Source organism: Anaerostipes faecis (genome assembly GCF_910574135.1).
Lineage (GTDB): Bacteria > Bacillota > Clostridia > Lachnospirales > Lachnospiraceae > Anaerostipes > Anaerostipes hominis.
In genome coordinates, this window is record NZ_CAJSYK010000004.1 from 38,138 (window position 1) to 59,441 (window position 21,304).

Below are 21,304 nucleotides of genomic sequence, written 5' to 3' on the forward strand. Positions count from 1 at the left end.
ACAGGAGAGAAAGTCCATGAGTTTTACACACTTACATGTTCATACAGAATACAGTCTGCTGGATGGATCCAGTAAGATCAAGGAGCTTGTGCATCAGACCAAAGAACTGGGGATGGACAGTATTGCCATCACAGATCACGGTGCCATGTATGGAGTCATTGATTTCTATAAGGCTGCCAAAGCAGAAGGCATCAAGCCAATCATTGGATGTGAGATCTATGTGACGGCTGGATCCAGATTTGAAAAGGACGGCAGACAGGGCAGCAACAATTATTTCCATCTGGTCCTTTTGGCTGAAAATGACCAGGGGTATCACAACCTGATGAAGATTGTATCCAGAGGATTTACAGAAGGGTTTTACTATAAGCCGAGAGTAGATTATGAAGTGCTGGAGACTTACAGTGAAGGCATCATTGCGCTGAGTGCCTGTCTGGGAGGAGAGATCCCTACTTATATCAGAGAAGGAGACTATGAGAAGGCAAAAGAAGCTGCCCTGAGGCTGGAGAAGATCTTCGGCAAGGGCAATTTCTTTCTGGAGCTCCAGGATCATGGGATCAGTGAGCAGACAACAGTCAACTCGGCCCTGCTGAAGATGTCCAAGGAGACAGGGATCGAGCTGGTGGCCACCAATGATCTCCACTATACCTTTGCGGAGGACGTGGAGCCCCATGATATCCTGCTGTGCATCCAGACCGGAAAAAAAGTGGCGGATGAGGACAGGATGCGGTATGAAGGCGGACAATATTATCTCAAATCACCTGAGGAGATGGAACGGCTTTTTCCGTATGCCAGAGAAGCCATAGACAATACAGAAAAGATAGCAAAGCGGTGCAATGTGGAGATTATCTTCGGAGAGCAGAAGGTGCCGAAGTTTGACGTGCCTGAGGGTTATACATCTACTTCTTATTTAAAAAAGCTTTGTGATGAGGGCATCAGCCGCCGTTACAAAGAGGTGTCCGGGGAACTCAGAGAGCGCCTGGAATTTGAGCTGGACACGATTGAAAATATGGGATATGTGGACTATTTCCTGATCGTATGGGATTTTATCCGCTATGCCAAAGACCATGGTATCGCTGTGGGACCCGGGCGGGGATCTGCGGCGGGAAGCATTGTATCCTACTGTCTGGAGATCACAGATATTGAACCCACCAAATACCAGCTTCTGTTTGAGCGTTTCCTGAATCCGGAGCGTGTATCCATGCCGGATATTGATATTGATTTCTGTTATGAGCGCAGGCAGGAGGTCATTGACTATGTGGTGGAGAAGTATGGAAAAGATAAGGTGGTTCAGATCATAACGTTTGGAACTATGGCGGCCAGGGCGGTCATCCGGGACGTGGGAAGAGTTCTGGATATTCCTTACGCCAAGGTGGACAGCATTGCAAAAATGGTGCCCAATGAGCTGAATATCACCATAGAGGGGGCGTTGAAAAAAAGTCCTGATCTGAAAAAGGCATATGCGGAAGATGAAGAAACAAAATATCTTATCGACATGTCGAAGCGTCTGGAAGGACTGCCGAGGCACGCATCCATGCATGCCGCAGGCGTCGTGATCGGCAAGGATTCCATCGATGAGTTTGTGCCTTTGGCAAAAGGTACAGACGATGCCATAACGACGCAGTTTACCATGACCACCATCGAAGAATTGGGACTGCTCAAAATGGATTTCCTGGGACTTCGGACATTGACTGTCATCCAGGATGCGGTGCACCTGATTGAGAAGAAAGAGGGCAGGCCGTTTAACATTAATGATATCGATACGGAAGACGCAAAAGTCTATGAGATGATCGGCCAGGGTAAAACAGAGGGTGTGTTCCAGCTGGAAAGCGGCGGCATGAAATCTTTCATGAAGGAACTGAAGCCGGAAAGCCTGGAGGAGATCATCGCGGGTATCTCTCTTTACCGGCCGGGACCGATGGACTTTATCCCGAGATACGTAAAGGGAAAAGTGGATAAAGAGAGCATCCGCTATGACTGCCCGCAGCTGGAGAAGATCTTAAAGCCCACATATGGATGTATCGTATATCAGGAACAGGTAATGCAGATCGTAATGGAGCTGGCAGGATATACTCTCGGCCGCAGTGACCTTGTGCGCAGAGCCATGTCCAAAAAAAAGGGCGACGTTATGGTGAAGGAGCGGAAGAACTTTGTATACGGCAATGAAGAGGAAGGAATTCCCGGCTGCATCAAAAATGGCATCGATGAAAAACTGGCGAACCATATCTGGGATGAGATGCTGGATTTTGCAAAGTATGCCTTTAATAAATCCCATGCGGCAGCCTATGCGGTGGTCTCTTATCAGACAGCTTATCTGAAATGCTACTATCAAAAAGAATTCATGGCTGCATTGCTGACCTCCGTTTTGGGAAACACTAATAAGGTATCAGAATATATCTATGCCTGCCGGAAGATGGGGATCAGGATACTGCCGCCGGATATCAATAAGGGTGAAGGAGCGTTTTCCGTGGATGACGGATGTATCCGCTACGGGCTCAGTGCCATCAAGAGTCTTGGAAAGCCGGTCATAGAAGAGATTCTAAAAGAGAGAACCGAACATGGGCCTTTCAGGAGCCTGAAAGATCTGGTGGAACGGCTGTCCAGCAAGGAAATGAACAAACGGACCGTGGAGAGCCTGATCAAATCCGGGGCACTGGACGGACTTGGGCGGACAAGGAAACAGCAGATGTTCGTCTACGCAAGTATCCTGGAGAGTGTCCAGAAGGAACGCAAACAGGAGATCTCCGGACAGATGAGCCTTTTAGACTTTATGTCGGAGGACCAGCAGGAGAGCTTTGAGATAAAGTACCCGGACGTTGGGGAATATGACAAAGAACAGAGACTGGCAATCGAAAAAGAGGTGCTGGGCATCTATGTAAGCGGACATCCGCTGGAAGACGATGTTGAGATCCTGGAGAGACTCACAACAGCCAGTACATCCGATTTTGTTGCGGAAGAAGAGACGGGGCAGCCGGTATTAAAGGATAAGCAGACCTGTATCATCGGAGGCATTATCAGTGACATGAATATAAAACTCACCAGAAACAACCAGAATATGGCGTTTCTGACGGTGGAAGATCTGATGGGAACAGTGGAAGTCATCGTATTTCCGAGAGAATTTAACAACTACCAGCATCTTCTCAAAGAGGATGCCAAGATCTTTGTAAAAGGAAACACCTCTATCTCAGAGGAAGAGAGTAAGATGATCTGCAGCCAGATCAGCACGTTTGACGACCTGTCCCAGGAGATTTGGGTACAGTTTGATGACAAGGACTGTTTTTTTGCAGAGCAGGAACGGTTTTATGAGATGTTGAAGCCTTACAGGGGCAGCAATCCGGTGATCGTCTATTGCAGGAAGGAGAGAGCCGTGAACAGACTGGACCGGGCTTTCGCGGTGAACAGTGAGAATGAACTCATATATGTACTTGGAGAACGATATGGAAAAGAAAATATCAGGATCAAGAAAACAGGGTTAAAATAATTATATTGAAAATCTTTAACAAATGCATTAAAATGAGTCTAACAAAATATAATTTTATGCTATTATTTGGAGGATTTTAACATGGGAACACCGAAAGTAAGAACAATTGGAGTACTGACCAGCGGAGGGGATGCACCCGCAATGAACGCTGCCACAAGAGCAGTCGTTAGAGTCGGTTTAGAGCGCGGTTTAAATGTAAAGGGTATCAGAAAAGGATATAATGGTTTATTGAATGAAGATATCATCGATCTGACTTCAAGACACACTGCAGATAGTATTTCACGGGGAGGAACCATCTTATTTACTGCCCGCTGTGATGAGTTTAAGACACCGGAAGGACAGAAGAGAGGCGCAGAGGTGTGCCGCGAACAGGGAATCGACGGACTTGTTGTCATCGGTGGAGACGGTTCTTTCCAGGGAGCGCAGAGACTTGCGGAACTTGGGATCAACACCATCGGAATTCCCGGCACCATCGACCTTGACATCGCATGTACCGAGTATACCATCGGATTTGATACAGCAGTCAACACGGCGATGGAAGCCATTGATAAGATCAGGGACACATCCACATCCCACGAGCGCTGCAGTATCGTTGAGGTAATGGGACGCGGCGCCGGATATATCGCACTGTGGTGCGGAATGGCAACCGGAGCGGAAGATATCCTGATCCCGGAAAGCTTTGACGGCAACATGCCGAAGTTAGAGCAGCAGATCATCGAACATCTGCTCAGGAACAGAGCGTTAGGAAAGACTCATCATATGATCATTAATGCGGAAGGTGTTGGACATTCCTACGGCATGGCCAAGAGGATCGAGGCAGCTACAGGAATTGAGACAAGAGCTACGATCTTAGGTCACATGCAGCGAGGCGGAAGCCCTACAGCAAAAGACAGGGTGTATGCTTCTATGATGGGAGCCTATGCAGTGGATCTTTTATGTGCAGGAAAGAGCAACCGTATCGTCGGATATCAGAACGGAAAGTTCATGGACATCGATATGGACGAGGGTCTGGCAATGGAAAAGCATGTGGATGACTATCAATTACAGATTGCCCATTTACTTGGAAAATAAAAAGATTTTATGGAAAAAGCGATCTTTTAAAGATGGCTTTTTCTGTATATAAGGAGAAATGAAAGGGAATGAAGAAGATTAAGCCGGTCCATATTATATTATTTGGATTCTTATTTGTCATACTGATTGGGTCTGTGCTGCTGACATTGCCGATCGCGTCAAGGAACGGCCACGCCACGCCTTATATTGACGCATTGTTTACATCCACAACATCTGTGTGTGTCACCGGGCTGGTGGTGGAGACAACGATGACTTACTGGAGTACTTTCGGACAGTTGGTGATCCTGGTGCTGATACAGCTGGGAGGTCTGGGTGTTATCACATTCACCACAGGAATGTTTTTGTTTCTGAAGAAAAAGCTGACAATGAAAAACAGAATCCTGATCCAGGAGTCCTTCAGCTTGAATACAATGTCCGGTCTCATAGAACTGGTCCGCAAGATTTTAAAGGGGACTTTTATTATAGAAGGGATCGGAGCGGCATTATTTGCAACACAGTTTATTCCGGAATTCGGTGTAAAATACGGCATATGGGCATCTGTTTTTAACTCTATTTCCGCTTTTTGCAACGCAGGGATCGATATCGTGCAGATGGATAGTCTCAGAAGCTACATTACAAACCCAGTAGTGAATTTTACTGTCATGGGGCTGATCATTTTAGGAGGCCTCGGTTTTATCGTTTGGAGGGACTTGCTACGGGTATTCAGGGAACTGATCCATAGGGAATTCCCGCTTCGCAGAGCTTTCGGAAAGCTGAGACTTCACTCTAAGATCGTATTGTCCACCACAGTGATTTTAATTTTTATCGGTACCGTATTTATTTTTATCTTTGAATATGCAAATACTAAAACAATAGGAAACCTTTCTCTTGGCAATAAGCTCATGGCATCTATGTTCCAGTCTGTCACAGTAAGAACGGCGGGATTTGAGACTGTTCCCCAGGCGGCGCTGACCGAGGGCTCCTCTCTGATCTCTATGATTCTTATGTTCATCGGAGGCTCTCCTGTGGGAACAGCAGGCGGAGTTAAGACGGTCACATTTGTTGTTTTGGTTTACTGTGTGCTCGTAACGGTCAAGCAGGAGGGAGCGATCCATATATTTAAGAGAACCATACCAATGCATGTTATACCAAAGGCACTGACGATCATTTGTGTCAATCTGATTGTACTGTTGTCTTCTATTTTGATCGTACTGGTATCTGACACCGCATCCTTTATGGATACATGTTATGAATGTGTCTCCGCACTTGGAACCGTGGGTCTTAGCAAGGGACTGACACCGGATTTGAGTGTGATCGGAAGGCTGGCGATCATCGTCACCATGTATCTGGGAAGGGTCGGTCCTGTCTCTTTGGCAGTGGGATTTGCAGTCCGGGGTAAAAAGAAAGTATTGGCAGCGTATCCGGAAGAAGATATTATTTTAGGATAAAAGCATATAAAGGAGTAAGGATAATGGGAAAATCATATGCAGTGCTTGGGCTTGGTAAATTTGGCAAGAGTGTGGCCTTAAATCTGATGAAAGATGGGGCGGAAGTGCTGGCAGTAGACCAGAAGGAAGAGCTGGTCCGGGATATTGTGGATTATGTTACCTGTGCAGTCTGTGCGGATGTCACAGATATGGAAGTGATGAACAGCATCGGGCTGGAAGAGATGGACGGGGTGGTCATTGCCACTGCGGAAAGTCTGGAAGCCAGTGTTATGGCACTGATGATCGCAAAGGAGATCGGAGTTCCGTATATCCTTGCTAAGGCAGATGGAAGGCTGAAAGGAGAGATTCTAAAAAGGATCGGCGCCGATGAGGTGGTATATCCTGAGGAGGAAATGGGTGCCAGGACTGCCTACAATCTTGTGAGTGGAAAAGTGATGGACCTGTTTGACCTGTCATCCAAGACCAGTATCGTGGAAATCCATCTGAAAAAAGGCTGGGTTGGGAAAAACCTGCGCCAGCTGGATATCCGTGGGAAATATAACATCAATGTTGTGGCCATCCACAGTGGAGAAGATTTTAACGGGGCGCCGGATCCAGACCAGATATTAAATGAGCGCGACAGCCTGATTGTGATTGGAAATAAAGAAGATTTGATCAAGCTTAGATAAATGGAAGTGATGTCCGGACTGGGGTTTTCCTGTACCGGCTTTAGATAGTGGAGAAAAACTTATGATTACAACATCACAGAATAAACAGATCAAACAGGTGGTAAAATTACTGAAAAGTTCCAGAGAGAGAAAAAAGACCGGACTGTTTGTTATTGAGGGACTCCGCATGTTTCGGGAGATACCGGAGGACCGGAGAGAAAAAGTATTTGTCTCCAGTGATTTTATAAAGGAGCATAGAGAAATACTCCGGGGAATTTCTTTTGAGGAGGTATCTCCCCAAGTTTTCCGTGAGATCTCTGATACAGAGACACCCCAGGGGATTCTTTCCCTGGTGAGAATGGAGCAGACCCCGATTTCTGAAATATTCAAAAGGGACGGCAACAGCATTCTTTTGCTGGAGAACCTACAGGATCCGGGAAATCTGGGGACATTGATCAGGACCGGAGAAGGAGCAGGAGTCTGCTGTGTCATCATGAGTAAAGATACGGTGGATATCTACAACCCAAAAGTCATACGCTCTACTATGGGTTCCATCTTCCGGGTGCCGTTTTGTTATGTGGAGGATCTGGCTGAGATAGTGGAACTGTTAAAGCAGCGTTCCATTCATGTTTACGCGGCGCATCTGGACGGTTCAGATTACACGGATGAATGCTATGATAAAATCAGTGCATTTCTCATAGGCAACGAAGGGAATGGGCTGACAGACCGAATTGCGGCTTTGGCAGATAAGAGGATCAGGATCCCGATGGAAGGCCAGGTCGAATCATTAAATGCAGCTATGGCCGGAGGACTTCTCATGTATGAGGCCAGGAGGCAGAGAAAAGGAGGTAGCTGATTATGTATATGGTATACTGGTTGATAGCGGTCGCTGTTTTCCTCTTGTTGGAGATATTGACCCTGGGACTTACGAGCATCTGGTTTGCGGTCGGGTCTTTGGCAGCAGCCATCGGCGCGGGACTGGGCCTGCCATTTTTCGGGCAGTTGATCCTGGCCGCGGCAGTTTCCTGTGTCGTTTTTGTATTTGCAAGGCCGTGGGCCAAAAAATATCTGAACAGCAAGACAGAAAAGACCAATGCAGAGAGCCTGATTGGGAAGACAGGTATTGTTAAAAAAAGAATCATCAATATTAAAGGCCAGGGAATGGTCTACATCCAGGGTATGGATTGGACGGCGCGTTCTGCCGATGATGAGGAAATCCCGGAAGAGACAGAGGTAATCGTAGAGGAAATTAAAGGTGTGAAACTAATCGTGAGCAAGAAGTAGGAGGTGCAGAATGTTTATTTTATTATTGATCTTATTTTTCATTATCATCATGGCGATGCTTTCCAGCATCCGGATCGTTCCGCAGGCAAATGCCTATGTGGTGGAACGTCTGGGAGCATTCAAGGAAACGTGGTCTGTAGGGCTTCATATCAAGGTCCCGTTCATTGACCGAGTGGCAAGAAGAGTAAACCTGAAGGAACAGGTTGTGGATTTTCCACCTCAGCCGGTTATCACAAAAGACAATGTTACCATGCAGATTGATACAGTCGTCTATTTTCAGATCACAGATCCAAAGCTTTATTCATATGGAGTTGAGAATCCGATCATGGCCATCGAAAATCTGACAGCTACAACATTGAGAAATATCATCGGTGACCTGGAGCTTGACCAGACATTGACATCCAGAGAAACTATTAATACGAAGATGCGTGCTACTTTAGATGAAGCAACAGACCCATGGGGAATCAAAGTCAACCGGGTGGAATTAAAGAACATCATTCCGCCGTCAGCGATCCAGGATGCCATGGAAAAACAGATGAAGGCGGAGAGGGAGCGAAGAGAAGCGATCCTCCGTGCGGAAGGTGAAAAGAAATCCGCCATCCTCCGCGCAGAAGGCCATAAGGAATCAGTGATCCTGGAAGCAGAGGGTGACAAAGAATCTGCGATCCTCCGTGCAGAGGCGAATAAAGAAGCGACCATCAGGGAGTCTGAGGGACAGGCGGAAGCGATCAAACAGATCCAGAAGGCTAACGCAGACGGTATCGAATTCTTAAAGAAAGCCTCCCCAGATAATGCGGTACTCCAGTTAAAGAGCCTGGAAGCATTTGCAAAGGCGGCAGACGGAAAAGCTACGAAGATCATTGTCCCATCTGAGATCCAGGGAATCGCAGGACTGGTGAAATCCATCACGGAAGTGGCCGCGGACGAAAAACCTTCTCTAAGGGACGAAATTGAAGAGAGTTTGACCAATTCTTCAAAATAAGATATAATATCCATTAGTGTGTACTTTTTCAAAACGAAAAGGCACGAATATTATCATTTAGGAGGAAAAAGGAATGAGATTGAAAAAAGTTTTAGCAGTAGGTCTCGCAGCTGTCATGGGGATCAGCCTGGTTGCATGCGGCGGCGGAAATAAGAAAGACTCCAAGGAAAAGACATATAAGATTGCATCTGACACAACATTTACACCATTTGAATTTGAGGATAAGGATGGTAACCGTGTAGGAATCGACCTTGATTTATTAGATGCGATTGCAAAAGAAGAAGGATTCAAGTACAAAGTGACAGCGGTTGGTTTCGATGCTGCCATGGCTTCTGTAGAGTCCGGACAGAGCGACGCAATGATCGCCGGTATGTCTATAACCAAGGAAAGAAAGCAGAAATACGATTTTTCTGAAGCTTACTATGATTCTAAAGTCGCTTTCGCTGTAAAAAAAGGCGGAAAGACATTTGATAATATTAAAGACAAGAAAAAAGCAGAAAAAGAAGCACTTTCCAGCCTGAAAGGAAAGACAGTGGCAGCAAAAGTAGGTACGGTAGGTGCCACATATGCCAATGAAAATGCTGAAAAGTATGGCTATAAAGTAAGACAGTTCAAGGATTCACCGACAATGTACCAGGCAGTGCTGACAGGAAATGCAGCCGCATGCTTTGAAGATTTCCCGGTCATCTCTTATCAGATTGGGCAGAAGAATCTGAAATTACAGGTAGCTTTCACATCCGAGAGCGGAAGCCAGTATGGATTTGCTGTAAAGAAGGGCAAAAACTCTGAACTCGTAGAGAAGTTTAACAGCGGATTAAAGAAGATTAAAGACAACGGAAAATATCAGGAAATTGTAGATAAATATACAAAGACTAAGTAGGCGGACAGATTATGAACTTTATAGAACTATTTCAACAGTATTTTCCGTCATTCTCGACGGCGCTGGGACTGACACTGCAGCTTGCCCTGGCTTCTCTGATCTGTGCCAGCATCATCGGTATTATCTTTGGTATGTTCAGCGTATCAAAAAACAAGATACTGAATATTATCTGCAAGATTTACGTAGATATTATCCGGGGAACTCCTCTTGTCGTACAGGTATTTATCATGTACTACGGAGTGGCGGGAGCCTTTCTGCAGCCTATGGATTTAAACTGGGATGATTTCGGAGGTCCTTTTATGGCTGCCGTAGTAGCCCTCAGTTTAAATGCCGGCGCATATATGGCTGAGATCGTCCGCGGGGGGATCGAGTCTGTGGACAAGGGCCAGATGGAGGCGGCAAGAAGCCTCGGACTGCCTTACGGAAAGGCCATGTCAAAGGTCATTCTTCCGCAGGCGATCAGGACAATGCTTCCTTCTATCATTAACCAGTTCATTATTTCCATTAAGGATACCTCTCTGGTGTATGCCATCGGTATCCGGGAACTCACGATGAACAGCCAGATCATTACGGCGAACGAGCCGACCTCTGTCATGAGCATTTATGTGATGGCAGCTATCTATTACCTGGTGATCTGCACCATCCTTTCTAAGGTGGCAAATATTGTGGAAAGGAAGTTGTCTTATGGAAAATAAAGATAATAAAAAAGTGAAGGTTCAAGTAAAAGGGCTGGTCAAGAGTTTCGGTGAGTTAGAGGTATTAAAAGGAATGGATCTGGAAGTCGCAGACGGAGAGGTCGTATGTCTGATCGGACCTTCCGGTTCCGGAAAGAGTACATTTTTAAGGTGCCTTAATCGCCTTGAAACTATCACTGGCGGAGAAGTTGTTGTCGACGGATTCGACATCACGGACAAGGGTACAGATATTAACAAAGTGAGAGAGAATATCGGCATGGTATTCCAGCACTTCAATCTGTTCCCGCACAAGACCGTACTGGAAAACATCACAATGGCCCCGGTACAGTTAAAGAAAATGACATTGGACGAAGCCAAGACTGTCGGAAGAAACTTACTGAAAGATGTGGGACTCGAAGAAAAGGCCGATGTCTATCCAGCACAGCTTTCCGGAGGACAGAAACAGCGTGTGGCGATTGCGAGAGCGCTTGCCATGCATCCTGACATCATGCTGTTTGACGAGCCGACCAGCGCGCTGGACCCGGAGATGGTCGGTGAAGTTCTAAATGTTATGAAACAGCTGGCCAAAAACGGAATGACCATGGTTGTTGTGACACATGAGATGGGCTTTGCGAGAGAAGTTGCGGACCGTATCATCTTCATGGACGGTGGATATATCGTCGAACAGGGAGAACCGCATGAGCTGCTGGCCAATCCAAAGGAACCAAGAACCATTAATTTCTTAAATCAGGTATTATAATAAACGATACAGAGCAACCGCTTCTTATGACGAAAATAAGAAGCGGCTGTTTTTATTCTATAAGGAGGTTTCTCATGAAGACAATTCTGTGTTACGGAGATTCAAATACATACGGCTATAACCCGGAAAACGGTTTCCGGTATCCATATGACTTGAGATGGACGAGTATATTAGAGAAAAATATGGAGGGACGGGCCAGGGTGATCCCGGAAGGCCTCAACGGAAGGACCACCTGCTTTGAAGACGAGATCCGTCCTGGAAGAAACGGTTTTGCCTACCTGGAGCCCTGTCTCCATTCGCATGGGCCTTTGGACCTCGTGGTACTTATGCTGGGTACCAACGATCTGAAGATCCGGTTTCAGCTGACACCGGTGGATATTGGGAAAGCCATTGAACGGCTGATCAAAAAGATATTGGAGATCACGCCTCAGAAGAGAGAGGATGGGAAACCGGCCGAAATTCTCCTGGTGTCGCCGATCCTGATCGGGGAGAATATAAGAGAAGTGGCAGATGGAGAGACAATGGGCTTTGAGCGGGCGTGTGAATATTCCAGGCGTCTGGCGCCTGTTTATAAAGAGTGGGCAGACCTTTACGGTATTCATTTTATGGATGCCGCACAGTTTGCAGAACCGTCCGAAAAAGATGCATGCCATTTGAGTGCAAAGGGGCACAGAAAGCTGGGAGAAGCCATCAGTAAGGCTTGTGAAAACATATTGGGTGCTATATAATGATTGTTATGCAAAGGCCATAAAACGGAGGAAGAAAGATGAATTTAAAAGGAAGAAATTTTTTAACACTGAAGGATTTTACCCCGGAAGAGATCGGTTATCTGCTGGACCTTGCGGCACAGTTAAAAGAAGATAAGAAAAAAGGCAAAACAGGAGACAGTTTGAAGGGTAAAAATATCGCCCTGATTTTTGAAAAACCGAGCACGAGGACGAGATGCGCATTTACCATCGGATGTATTGATGAAGGCGGACATCCTGAGTATTTGGGAAAGGACGATATCCAGCTTGGATATAAAGAAAGCGTGGAGGATACGGCCAGAGTCCTCGGAAGAATGTTCGACGGCATCGAATTCAGGGGATTTTTACATGAAAATGTGGAAAAGCTGGCGAAATACAGCGGTGTTCCGGTATGGAACGGCCTCACCGACGATTATCATCCGACACAGATTTTGGCAGACTTTCTGACGCTGAGAGAACAGTTCGGAGAATTAAAGGGCTTAAACTTCGTCTTCGCAGGGGACGGACGCAATAACATGGGCAATTCTCTCATGATAGGATGTGCAAAGATGGGGATCAACTTCACCTGTCTGGCCCCCAAAAGCCTTTGGCCAAAAGAAGAATTGACAGAGCAGTGCAGAAAGTATGCCCAGGAGTCCGGAGCCAAGCTTACCTTTACTGAAGACACCGATGCTGTAAAGGGAGCCGACTGTATTTACACCGACGTTTGGTGCTCTATGGGTGAAGAAGACAAAGCCGCAGAGAGGGTGGCTCTGCTGAAGCCATTCCAGGTCAACGATGAACTGATGAAGAAAACAGAGAAAGACACAACCGTTGTCATGCACTGTCTGCCGGCGGTAAAAGGAAATGAAGTCACAGAAGATGTATTTGAAAAGCATGCGGAAGTGATTTTTGATGAGGCGGAGAACCGCATGCATACGATTAAGGCGGTTATGGTCGCAACTCTTGGGGAAAAATAAACAATGAAAGAAAAGATCCTCAGACAATTAAAACGATGCGGAGGCTATGTATCCGGGCAGGAATTGTGCGAAACATTCGGGGTGTCGAGAACCGCAGTCTGGAAACACATAAAGGCTCTGAAAGAAGAAGGCTATGTTATTGACTCTGTGAGTAATAAGGGATATAAACTGGTGAAATGTCCGGATATTCTCCTGGCAGAAGATATAAAGAGCAGTCTTTCAACTTCCTGGCTTGGTAAAACGATCAAGGTGATGAAAACAGTGGATTCCACCAATCTGGAGGCGAGGAGACTCGCGGAGGCGGGAGCTTCCCACGGGACACTTGTGACAGCGGAAGAACAGACCTCAGGGAAGGGCAGAAGAGGCCGCTCCTGGGTTTCAATGCCGGGACAGGGTGTCTGGATGAGTTTTGTACTGAGACCGGATGTCGAGCTGGAAAACAGCTCCATGCTGACTCTTGTGGCGGCTCTGGCCGTAGAAAAAGGAATCAAAGATGCAGCAGGCATTGACGGAAAGATTAAGTGGCCCAATGATGTCCTGATCAACGGAAAAAAAGTATGCGGAATCCTCACGGAACTGAGCGCTCAGATGGATGAACTGAATTATATTGTTGTAGGAATCGGGATCAATGCCAATATTGGACAATTTCCGGAAGAAGTCAGGGACAAAGCTACATCTCTGCTTTTAGAGACGGGAAAATCTGCCGACCGGATCAAACTTCTCTGCAGGGTGCTGGAATATTTTGAGTATGATTATGAAATCTTTAAAAAAACTCAGGATTTTTCCATTCTGATGGAAGAATATAACAGTTTTCTTGCACATCGCGGACAGGAGATCAAAGTTGTAAGGGGAAATGATGAATATATCTGTAAGTCCGGGGGGATCAACCGGCGCGGAGAATTGATCGTGGAAGATTCTCTCGGACGGACCAGAGAGATTTTTTCCGGAGAAGTATCGATACGGGGAATCCACGGTTACAGTGTATAAACAGGAGGAAGTATGTATCAGGAGACCATAACTCTATGCGGTTCTAATGGATATGAAAAGAAGTATTATTTAAATGAAGATTTTGAATCCCTTCCACAGCAGATCAAGGATGAATTAAAGATTGCCTGTGTGCTGTACACAGAAGAGATCGGGGGCATTTTAACGCTTGAGTTTGATGAGGACGGGAAGCTGTCATTTAAAACGACAGCCGCGGAAAATGATTATTTTTATGATGAAATCGGAAGTGCACTGAAGATAAAAGAAATGCAGCGGGACAGAGCGGACCTCTGGCAATCGCTGGAACTGTTTTTTCGGGTGTTCTTTCTGGGAGAAGAGGTATAAGCAATGTTATTGACAATGGACGTGGGAAATACCAATATTACAGCCGGTATTTTTGTGGAGAAGGATCTGGTGGAACTGTTTCGCATCACAACGAAACTTCCGAGAACTTCAGATGAGTTCGGAATTCTGATCCGGGATATGATCGCCGCCAAGGGTTTGGATACAAAGGAGATCAGCGCTGCGATCATCGGATCGGTAGTGCCGAATATCATGTATTCTCTCACCAACGGAATCATCAAATATTTTGATGTGACTCCGGTGATCGTCGGGCCCGGCATCAAGACCGGGATTAACTTGGGAAGGCTGAATCCCAGGGAAGTAGGAGCAGACCGGATCGTGGATCTTGTAGCTGCCTATGAAATTTACGGAGGGCCTACTCTGGTGATCGATTACGGGACTGCGACCACCTATGACGTGGTTACGGAAGACGGAGTATTTCTGGCCGGAGTCACCGCGCCGGGCATCCGGACCTCTGCCAATGCCTTGTGGAAGGGAGCGGCAAGGCTTCCGGAGATCGAGATAAAGACGCCGGAGAGTATACTTGCCACCAATACGATCACGAGCATGCAGGCAGGACTTATGTACGGGGTCATCGGAGAGACAAAATATATCATTGAGCAGATGAAGAAGGAAACTGGATTTGAGGACATGAAGGTTGTGGCCACTGGCGGTCTGGGAAAAATGATCTCCAGGGAGGTTCCGGAGATTAACTGTTTTGATGACACACTGACACTGAAGGGATTGCGGATTATTTATGAAAAGCAGCAGTAGACTAAAGCCATTGTACATTGGAGATATTAAAATTGAACATCCCTTTGTGCTGGCGCCTATGGCAGGGGTCACGGATCTTCCTTATCGTCTCTTGTGCAAGGAGATGGGGGCTGGGCTTCTCTGTACGGAGATGGTCAGTGCCAAGGGAATGTACTACAACAGCCCCAACACAGGTCCTCTTCTTGCAAAAGAGGAAAAAGAAAGGCCCATTGCAGCCCAGATTTTTGGTTCCGATCCCGAACTGATGGCAGACATGGCTGTCAGGATCGAGGATATGGGTTTTGACATCATTGACATCAACATGGGCTGTCCGGTGCCGAAGATTGTAAATAACGGAGACGGATCGGCCCTGATGAAAAATCCTGTCCTCGCAGGAAAGATCATTAAAGCCATGGCAGACAGGTTAAGTGTACCGGTGACGGTGAAGATCAGAAAAGGTTTTGATGACGAACATGTAAATGCAGTTGAGATGGCAAAAATCGCAGAACAGAGCGGAGCGGCTGTGGTCGCTGTACACGGGAGAACAAGAGAGCAGTATTATTCGGGGAAAGCGGATTGGGACATTATAAGGCAGGTCAAAGAGGCAGTTTCTATTCCAGTCATAGGAAACGGGGATATCAATTCACCGCTGGATGCGGAGAGGATGCTGGATGAAACTGGATGCGACGGCCTGATGATTGCCAGAGGCGCCAAAGGAAACCCCTGGATTTTTAAGGAACTCAGTCATTATTTTGAGACAGGGGAACTCCTTGACAGGCCGGACATGGAAGAGATCATCCAGATGGTTCTTAGGCATGCCAGGATGATGATCGACTGTAAGGGAGAATACATTGGGATTCGGGAGATGAGAAAGCATGTGTCGTGGTATACGCATGGACTTGCCGGAGCAGCAAAGCTGAGAGATCAGGTAAATCATGCGGAAAGTATCGGAAAGCTGGCTGAACTTCTGAGCGGATACAAAAACGAAGGATAGGAGGGCTTGGTATGGAAGTATGTACATGTATAGTGCCGTGTTTTAATGAAGAAGAGGCTATACCCTATTATTATGAAGAAATGCAGAAGGTCATGCAGAAAGTCCCTGAACTGGATTTTGAATTGCTGTTTGTGGATGACGGAAGCTGTGACGGGACACTTAAGGTATTGAAAGAACTTGCTCAAAAGGATTCTGGAGTCAGGTATATTTCTTTTTCAAGAAACTTTGGAAAGGAAGCAGCACTTTACGCAGGGCTTCAGAATGCAGGCGGAGATTATGCAGTGACGATGGATGTGGATCTACAGGATCCTCCGTCATTGATTCCGGAAATGTATAAGGTGATTCAGCAAGGCGAGTACGACAGCGTTGCTACCAGGCGGGTAACAAGAAAAGGGGAGCCTAAGATCCGGTCATTTTTTGCGAGGAAGTTTTATCAGATTATTAATAAGATGTCAGATGCGGATATTGTTGATGGTGCCAGAGATTTCCGATTTATGAAGCGGTCTATGGTGGATGCTATTCTATCAATGAAGGAATACAACCGGTTTTCAAAAGGTATTTTTGGATGGGTCGGATTTAAAACAAAATGGCTTGAGTATGAAAATGTTGAACGGGTAGTCGGAGAAACCAAATGGTCATTCTGGAAACTATTTCGTTATGCTTTGGAAGGAATTATTGCTTTTTCAACGACACCTCTGTCAATTGTATCCGTCATTGGAATGGTAATTTGCTTTTTGTCGTTTATCCTTTTGCTCGTGATTATTATTAGGGCATTATTGGTTGGTGATCCAGTAGCGGGCTGGCCCTCTCTGGTGTGTATTATAACATTTTTGGGTGGAGTACAGCTTCTATGTACTGGTATTGTAGGACTGTACTTATCAAAAGCATACCTGGAGACAAAAAACAGGCCGATCTTCATTGTAAAAGAGAAAAACTAAAGAAAGAGAACATCCTTAGTTGACAAACAAATTACCGCTGAGATATAATTTACGGATGAGCGTGTACGAACCAGACGGACAGAAGGATTGATATAGAAGGAAAGGAAGCGAAAATATGGCAGAAGCAAAAAAGAATATTCTGACTCAGGAGGGCTTAAAGACATTAGAGGATGAATTACAGGATTTAAAAGTTGTCAAAAGAAAAGAAGTAGCCCAGAAGATCAAAGAAGCGAGGGAGCAGGGAGACTTATCAGAGAATGCCGAGTACGATGCTGCGAAAGATGAGCAGAGGGACATTGAGGCAAGGATCGAAGAATTAGAACAGATCCTGAAAAATGCAGAGGTGATCGATGAGGAATTTCAGCACGGTGTCATCAGCCTTGGCTGCCTTGTAAAGTTAGAAGACATCACATTTGATGAAGAAGTTACTTATCATATCGTCGGTTCCACAGAGGCTGATATTCTGAATAACAAGATTTCCAATGAAGCACCGATTGGCAAGGCACTGCTCGGGGCGAAGATCGGAGATGTGGTAGAAGTGGAAGGCGTAGGCCAGGTGAATAAATATAAAGTTTTAGACGTTAAGAGAAAGTAAGAGGATTGGAAAGTGGCAGAACAGAACAAAGATGCGGGCGAACTTGTCAAGGTACGCAGAAATAAACTGGAAGAATTACAGAGTGCAGGAAAAAATCCGTTTGAGATCATGAAGTATGATACAACGCATCACTCTATGGAGATCAAAGACCATTTTGAAGAACTGGAAGGAAAAGAAGTGTCTGTTGCAGGCCGGATGATGTTCAAGAGGGTCATGGGAAAGGCTTCTTTCTGTAATATACAGGATCTTGAGGGACGGATTCAGGCATATGTGGCCAGAGACGAAATCGGTGTGGAGGAATACAAGGACTTTAAAAAGATGGATATTGGAGATATCATCGGAATCAAAGGTACTGTATTTGCGACCAAAACCGGCGAAAAGTCCATCCACGCAAAAGAGGTTGTACTCTTATCAAAAAGCCTGAAGCCCCTTCCGGAGAAATTCCATGGCTTAAAGGATACCGACGCCAGATACCGCCAGAGGTATGTGGATCTGATCATGAATGAGGAATCCAAAGACACGTTTATTAAACGCTCTAAGATCATCAGCAAGATCCGTTCCTTCTTAGACGGACAGGGATTTATGGAAGTAGAAACACCGATGCTGGTGCCGAATGCCGGAGGAGCGGCGGCCAGACCGTTTGAGACCCACTATAATGCATTGGATGAAGATGTAAAACTCCGCATCTCCCTGGAACTGTATTTAAAGAGACTGATCGTCGGCGGCCTGGAAAAGGTGTATGAGATTGGCCGTGTATTCCGAAATGAGGGTGTAGATACAAGACATAATCCGGAATTTACTCTGATGGAATTATACCAGGCGTATACAGATTACAATGGAATGATGGAACTGACAGAGAATCTGTACCGCTATCTGGCACAGGAAGTCGTGGGAAGCACCACGATCACATACAATGGCATTGAGATGGATTTGGGCAAACCGTTTGAAAAGATCACAATGGTTGAGGCTGTAAAGAAATATGCGGGTGTTGACTTTGACGAGATCCATACGGTTGAAGAGGCAAGAAAAGCTGCGGATGAACATCACGTAGAATATGAAGAACGCCATAAAAAAGGCGATATCCTTAATCTGTTCTTCGAGGAGTTCGTGGAGGACAATCTGGTACAGCCTACATTTGTATTGGATCATCCGGTTGAGATTTCTCCTCTTACGAAGAAGAAGCCGGAAAATCCGGACTATGTGGAACGGTTTGAGTTTTTCATGAACGGATGGGAGATGGCAAATGCCTACTCCGAGCTTAATGATCCCATCGATCAGAGAGAACGGTTTAAGGCACAGGAAGAACTGCTCGCCCAGGGTGACGAAGAAGCAAATTCCACAGACGAAGATTTCCTGAATGCATTAGAAATTGGTATGCCGCCAACAGGAGGCATTGGTTTTGGAATAGACCGAATGGTCATGCTGCTGACAGACTCATCTGCGATCAGGGATGTATTGTTATTCCCGACGATGAAGAGCCTGGATAAATAGAGGCAGCTGTAATCAACAGAACTAGACGATTGTTTATACAATAAATATAAGAGATAATGAAAAGAAAGGGAGACTACTGAGAAGTGGTCTTCTTTTGTTGTTTATAGTGACATTTGCGTGGATGAAATAGTAAGTCCAAAAAAGAGTATCATACACGTGCCAAATGTAACGAAAGAAGGAGGTGTGGAATAAAATGTATTACTAAGATAAATAAAGGAAGGATTATTGTGTTAGCGACGCCTATTATAATTATTGCAGCTGTTGTCATAATAGCTGTGCTGGCTGTTGTCATCGTATGGCGGATCAGAAGCCGCAGGTTTCGTCCGAATGCGAATAAACGGCAACAACAAATGGAATTAAATGCCGACCTCAAAGAAGCCGGGTTTGCATATGAAATAAATGGTGATTACTTCTATTCTCTGATGGACTGTTGGCAGCGGGAAGTTGGATATTGTCGTCTTTATGATGAGGGTGCGCCCTTGTTTAATATGATTATGGATTGTGAGCCTATCACTTTCTCTTATGGGGGAAAAAGATGGCTGATAGAACTGTGGAAAGGTCAGTACGGAATCACTACCGGAGGGGAGATTGGTATATATAATACGGAGAGGGAAGACATCGATCATGAAAAGTTTCAAGGAACTTTTTATGAAAATATACGGGATGATGAAAGACTGCCAATGTCATATGTTCTAAAGAGAAATGGAAAAGTTATTCTGCGCCGTAAGGATGTCCACTGGTGGCTGACTGGCTTCAAGCTGGGGGAATTTTCAGAACCGGATTCACTTGTTATGGATGCATCCATAACATTTCCTAACCGGGAAATGAGAGATGTATTTATAGACAGTTTAAGGAATCTTGGATATAGAAAAAGGGAATTTTCTGTACGCAGGAACACGGTGCGTATCCATTATACGACACCTCATTCAGTGCAGCCGGAAGCAAGGGATGGACTGCAGGAAGCTGTTGTTCAGAAAACAAACAGAAATAACTGTAGATTATATGAATTCTCTACTGAAAAGTATAGTGACACACTTGATAAGGTGGAATATATAAAAGCCATCATGCCGGAGCTCTACGCGATATTTGTGGACTCCCTATATACAAAAGGTCTCTATGGGGCATTTGAATGGATCAAAGACTGGCTGATAGGTAAGAGACCGGATCCAAGACCGCCGAAGCCACCGCGTCCGCCAGAGCCGCCGTGTTCTCAAGACCCTTCATGTCCGCAGGGGCCCGTATGTCATCTCTGTTACCCTTCTCCTCCGAAACGGGAATGCAAGCCGCATGACTGCCGTTGCCAGAATACAGACTCCTGTGATGATTGCAAAGGGCAGAAAGAAGAATGAGTTATAGGACCGTAAAGAGAAAACTGGATCAGGTTTATAAACATGCACCGGTTGTAACGTTTGATTCTGATTCAAAACTGGTGATCATGAGCGACTGTCACCGAGGACAGGGGAACGCAGGAGATAATTTTCTGGCCAATCAGGATGTGTGTCTTGGCGCTCTGGAATATTATTTCCATGAAGGATTTACGTATATTGAACTTGGAGACGGTGATGAACTGTGGGAAAATAGGAGACTGAAGACCATTGCGGAGGTTCACGATGACATCTTCTGGATCTTGTCCAGATTTTACGAACAAAAACGGCTTTATATGGTGTATGGAAACCATGACATAGTCAAACGGAATAAGGGGTATATGAACCGCCACTGCCACAATTATTATTGTAATTCCGCCCATACTGAACAGCCTCTTCTTCCCGGAATTACTGTGGAAGAAGGTTTGGTCTTCCAAAACAGGAAAGATGGAAATGAAATATTTATGGTACACGGTTTCCAGGGAGATTTCCTGAATGATACACTATGGCCGCTGGCCCGGTTTTTAGTGCGGTATGTGTGGCGTCATATGGAGCTGATAGGATTTTTGGATCCAACCGGTGCCGGACGCCCTAGAAAAGCCAAAGAACGAGTTGAGAAAAGGCTGGCTGACTACAGCTGCAACAGGCAGCAGATCTTGATCGCCGGGCATACACACCGGCCCGCATTCTCCACACCGGAGGAAGGATTCTATTTTAATTCCGGGAGCTGTGTGCATCCGCGGTGTATCACATGTATTGAGATTGAAGATAATGAGATCTCTCTGGTGAAATGGTCTGTCCGTTCCGGAGGAGACAGAATCTTAAGAGTGGAGCGGGAAGTGCTGGAGGGGCCGGCATCTCTCACAGAGTACACACGGATGAGAAAGAAAATAAAAGAGTAAACAATGAGGTACAGACGCCTTGGTCTGTACCTC

Annotated in this window: 20 protein-coding genes and 1 pseudogene; all 21 read left to right on the top strand. The window is 45.8% G+C overall.

The annotated features are described in order from the left end of the window. The first annotated feature begins 16 nt into the window (after nt 1–16). A complete protein-coding gene (locus tag QGT46_RS04395) occupies nt 17–3,478 on the top strand; it encodes a DNA polymerase III subunit alpha (RefSeq protein WP_148458647.1) in 3,462 nt (1,153 codons plus the stop codon). An 81-nt stretch (nt 3,479–3,559) separates the two neighbouring features. Continuing rightward, nucleotides 3,560–4,549, top strand: a complete 990-nt coding sequence (pfkA, locus tag QGT46_RS04400) for a 6-phosphofructokinase (protein ID WP_006566089.1) — start codon at nt 3,560–3,562, stop codon at nt 4,547–4,549. Nucleotides 4,550–4,617: 68 nt separating this feature from the next. Next, nucleotides 4,618–5,976, top strand: a complete 1,359-nt coding sequence (locus QGT46_RS04405) for a TrkH family potassium uptake protein (protein WP_024726544.1) — start codon at nt 4,618–4,620, stop codon at nt 5,974–5,976. Between the two features lie 23 nt (nt 5,977–5,999). Then, complete coding sequence (locus tag QGT46_RS04410; protein ID WP_024726545.1) at nt 6,000–6,644, top strand: potassium channel family protein; 645 nt, start codon at nt 6,000–6,002, stop codon at nt 6,642–6,644. 61 nt (nt 6,645–6,705) lie between these two features. Then, on the top strand, nt 6,706–7,479 hold the full coding sequence (locus QGT46_RS04415) for a TrmH family RNA methyltransferase (RefSeq protein WP_024726546.1): 774 nt from the start codon (nt 6,706–6,708) through the stop codon (nt 7,477–7,479). A gap of 2 nt (nt 7,480–7,481) precedes the next feature. Further along, nucleotides 7,482–7,907 carry an NfeD family protein gene (locus QGT46_RS04420; protein WP_024726547.1) on the top strand — a complete coding sequence of 142 codons (426 nt, stop codon included), beginning with the start codon at nt 7,482–7,484 and terminating at the stop codon, nt 7,905–7,907. A 10-nt stretch (nt 7,908–7,917) separates the two neighbouring features. Next, nucleotides 7,918–8,889, top strand: a complete 972-nt coding sequence (locus QGT46_RS04425; RefSeq protein WP_024726548.1) for an SPFH domain-containing protein — start codon at nt 7,918–7,920, stop codon at nt 8,887–8,889. 73 nt (nt 8,890–8,962) lie between these two features. Further along, the gene (locus QGT46_RS04430; protein WP_024726549.1) at nt 8,963–9,769 is read left to right on the top strand and encodes a transporter substrate-binding domain-containing protein; all 807 of its coding nucleotides are present in this window, start codon (nt 8,963–8,965) and stop codon (nt 9,767–9,769) included. Nucleotides 9,770–9,780: 11 nt separating this feature from the next. Further along, nucleotides 9,781–10,464, top strand: coding sequence for an amino acid ABC transporter permease (locus QGT46_RS04435; protein ID WP_024726550.1), 684 nt, complete (start codon nt 9,781–9,783; stop codon nt 10,462–10,464). Next, nucleotides 10,454–11,203: an amino acid ABC transporter ATP-binding protein gene (locus tag QGT46_RS04440; RefSeq protein ID WP_006565743.1), complete on the top strand. Its 750-nt coding sequence runs from the start codon at nt 10,454–10,456 to the stop codon at nt 11,201–11,203. The genes QGT46_RS04435 and QGT46_RS04440 overlap by 11 nt, the downstream gene beginning before the upstream one ends. 74 nt (nt 11,204–11,277) lie before the next feature. Then, the gene (locus QGT46_RS04445) at nt 11,278–11,931 is read left to right on the top strand and encodes an SGNH/GDSL hydrolase family protein (RefSeq protein ID WP_148458646.1); all 654 of its coding nucleotides are present in this window, start codon (nt 11,278–11,280) and stop codon (nt 11,929–11,931) included. A 38-nt stretch (nt 11,932–11,969) separates the two neighbouring features. Beyond that, the gene (gene argF / locus QGT46_RS04450) at nt 11,970–12,908 is read left to right on the top strand and encodes an ornithine carbamoyltransferase (RefSeq protein ID WP_148458645.1); all 939 of its coding nucleotides are present in this window, start codon (nt 11,970–11,972) and stop codon (nt 12,906–12,908) included. Between the two features lie 3 nt (nt 12,909–12,911). Further along, on the top strand, nt 12,912–13,895 hold the full coding sequence (locus QGT46_RS04455) for a biotin--[acetyl-CoA-carboxylase] ligase (protein WP_148458644.1): 984 nt from the start codon (nt 12,912–12,914) through the stop codon (nt 13,893–13,895). 12 nt (nt 13,896–13,907) lie between these two features. Then, nucleotides 13,908–14,237 carry a DUF6145 family protein gene (locus tag QGT46_RS04460; protein ID WP_148458643.1) on the top strand — a complete coding sequence of 110 codons (330 nt, stop codon included), beginning with the start codon at nt 13,908–13,910 and terminating at the stop codon, nt 14,235–14,237. Nucleotides 14,238–14,240: 3 nt separating this feature from the next. Further along, entirely contained in the window at nt 14,241–15,008 is a 768-nt protein-coding gene (locus tag QGT46_RS04465) for a type III pantothenate kinase (protein ID WP_024726556.1), read from the top strand. Further along, nucleotides 14,992–15,981 carry a tRNA dihydrouridine synthase DusB gene (gene dusB, locus QGT46_RS04470; protein WP_148458642.1) on the top strand — a complete coding sequence of 330 codons (990 nt, stop codon included), beginning with the start codon at nt 14,992–14,994 and terminating at the stop codon, nt 15,979–15,981. The genes QGT46_RS04465 and dusB overlap by 17 nt, the downstream gene beginning before the upstream one ends. An 11-nt stretch (nt 15,982–15,992) precedes the next feature. Then, nucleotides 15,993–16,919, top strand: coding sequence for a glycosyltransferase family 2 protein (locus tag QGT46_RS04475; protein WP_148458641.1), 927 nt, complete (start codon nt 15,993–15,995; stop codon nt 16,917–16,919). Between the two features lie 115 nt (nt 16,920–17,034). Continuing rightward, nucleotides 17,035–17,514 (top strand): transcription elongation factor GreA, encoded by a 480-nt coding sequence (gene greA / locus QGT46_RS04480; protein WP_024726559.1) that lies wholly within the window; start codon nt 17,035–17,037, stop codon nt 17,512–17,514. A gap of 12 nt (nt 17,515–17,526) precedes the next feature. Then, a pseudogene (gene lysS, locus QGT46_RS04485) lies at nt 17,527–18,996 on the top strand (lysine--tRNA ligase); the annotation flags it as partial. Nucleotides 18,997–19,232: 236 nt separating this feature from the next. Beyond that, the gene (locus QGT46_RS04490) at nt 19,233–20,354 is read left to right on the top strand and encodes a DUF4474 domain-containing protein (protein ID WP_024726561.1); all 1,122 of its coding nucleotides are present in this window, start codon (nt 19,233–19,235) and stop codon (nt 20,352–20,354) included. Further along, entirely contained in the window at nt 20,351–21,271 is a 921-nt protein-coding gene (locus tag QGT46_RS04495) for a metallophosphoesterase family protein (RefSeq protein WP_024726562.1), read from the top strand. The genes QGT46_RS04490 and QGT46_RS04495 overlap by 4 nt, the downstream gene beginning before the upstream one ends. Nucleotides 21,272–21,304: the final 33 nt, after the last annotated feature.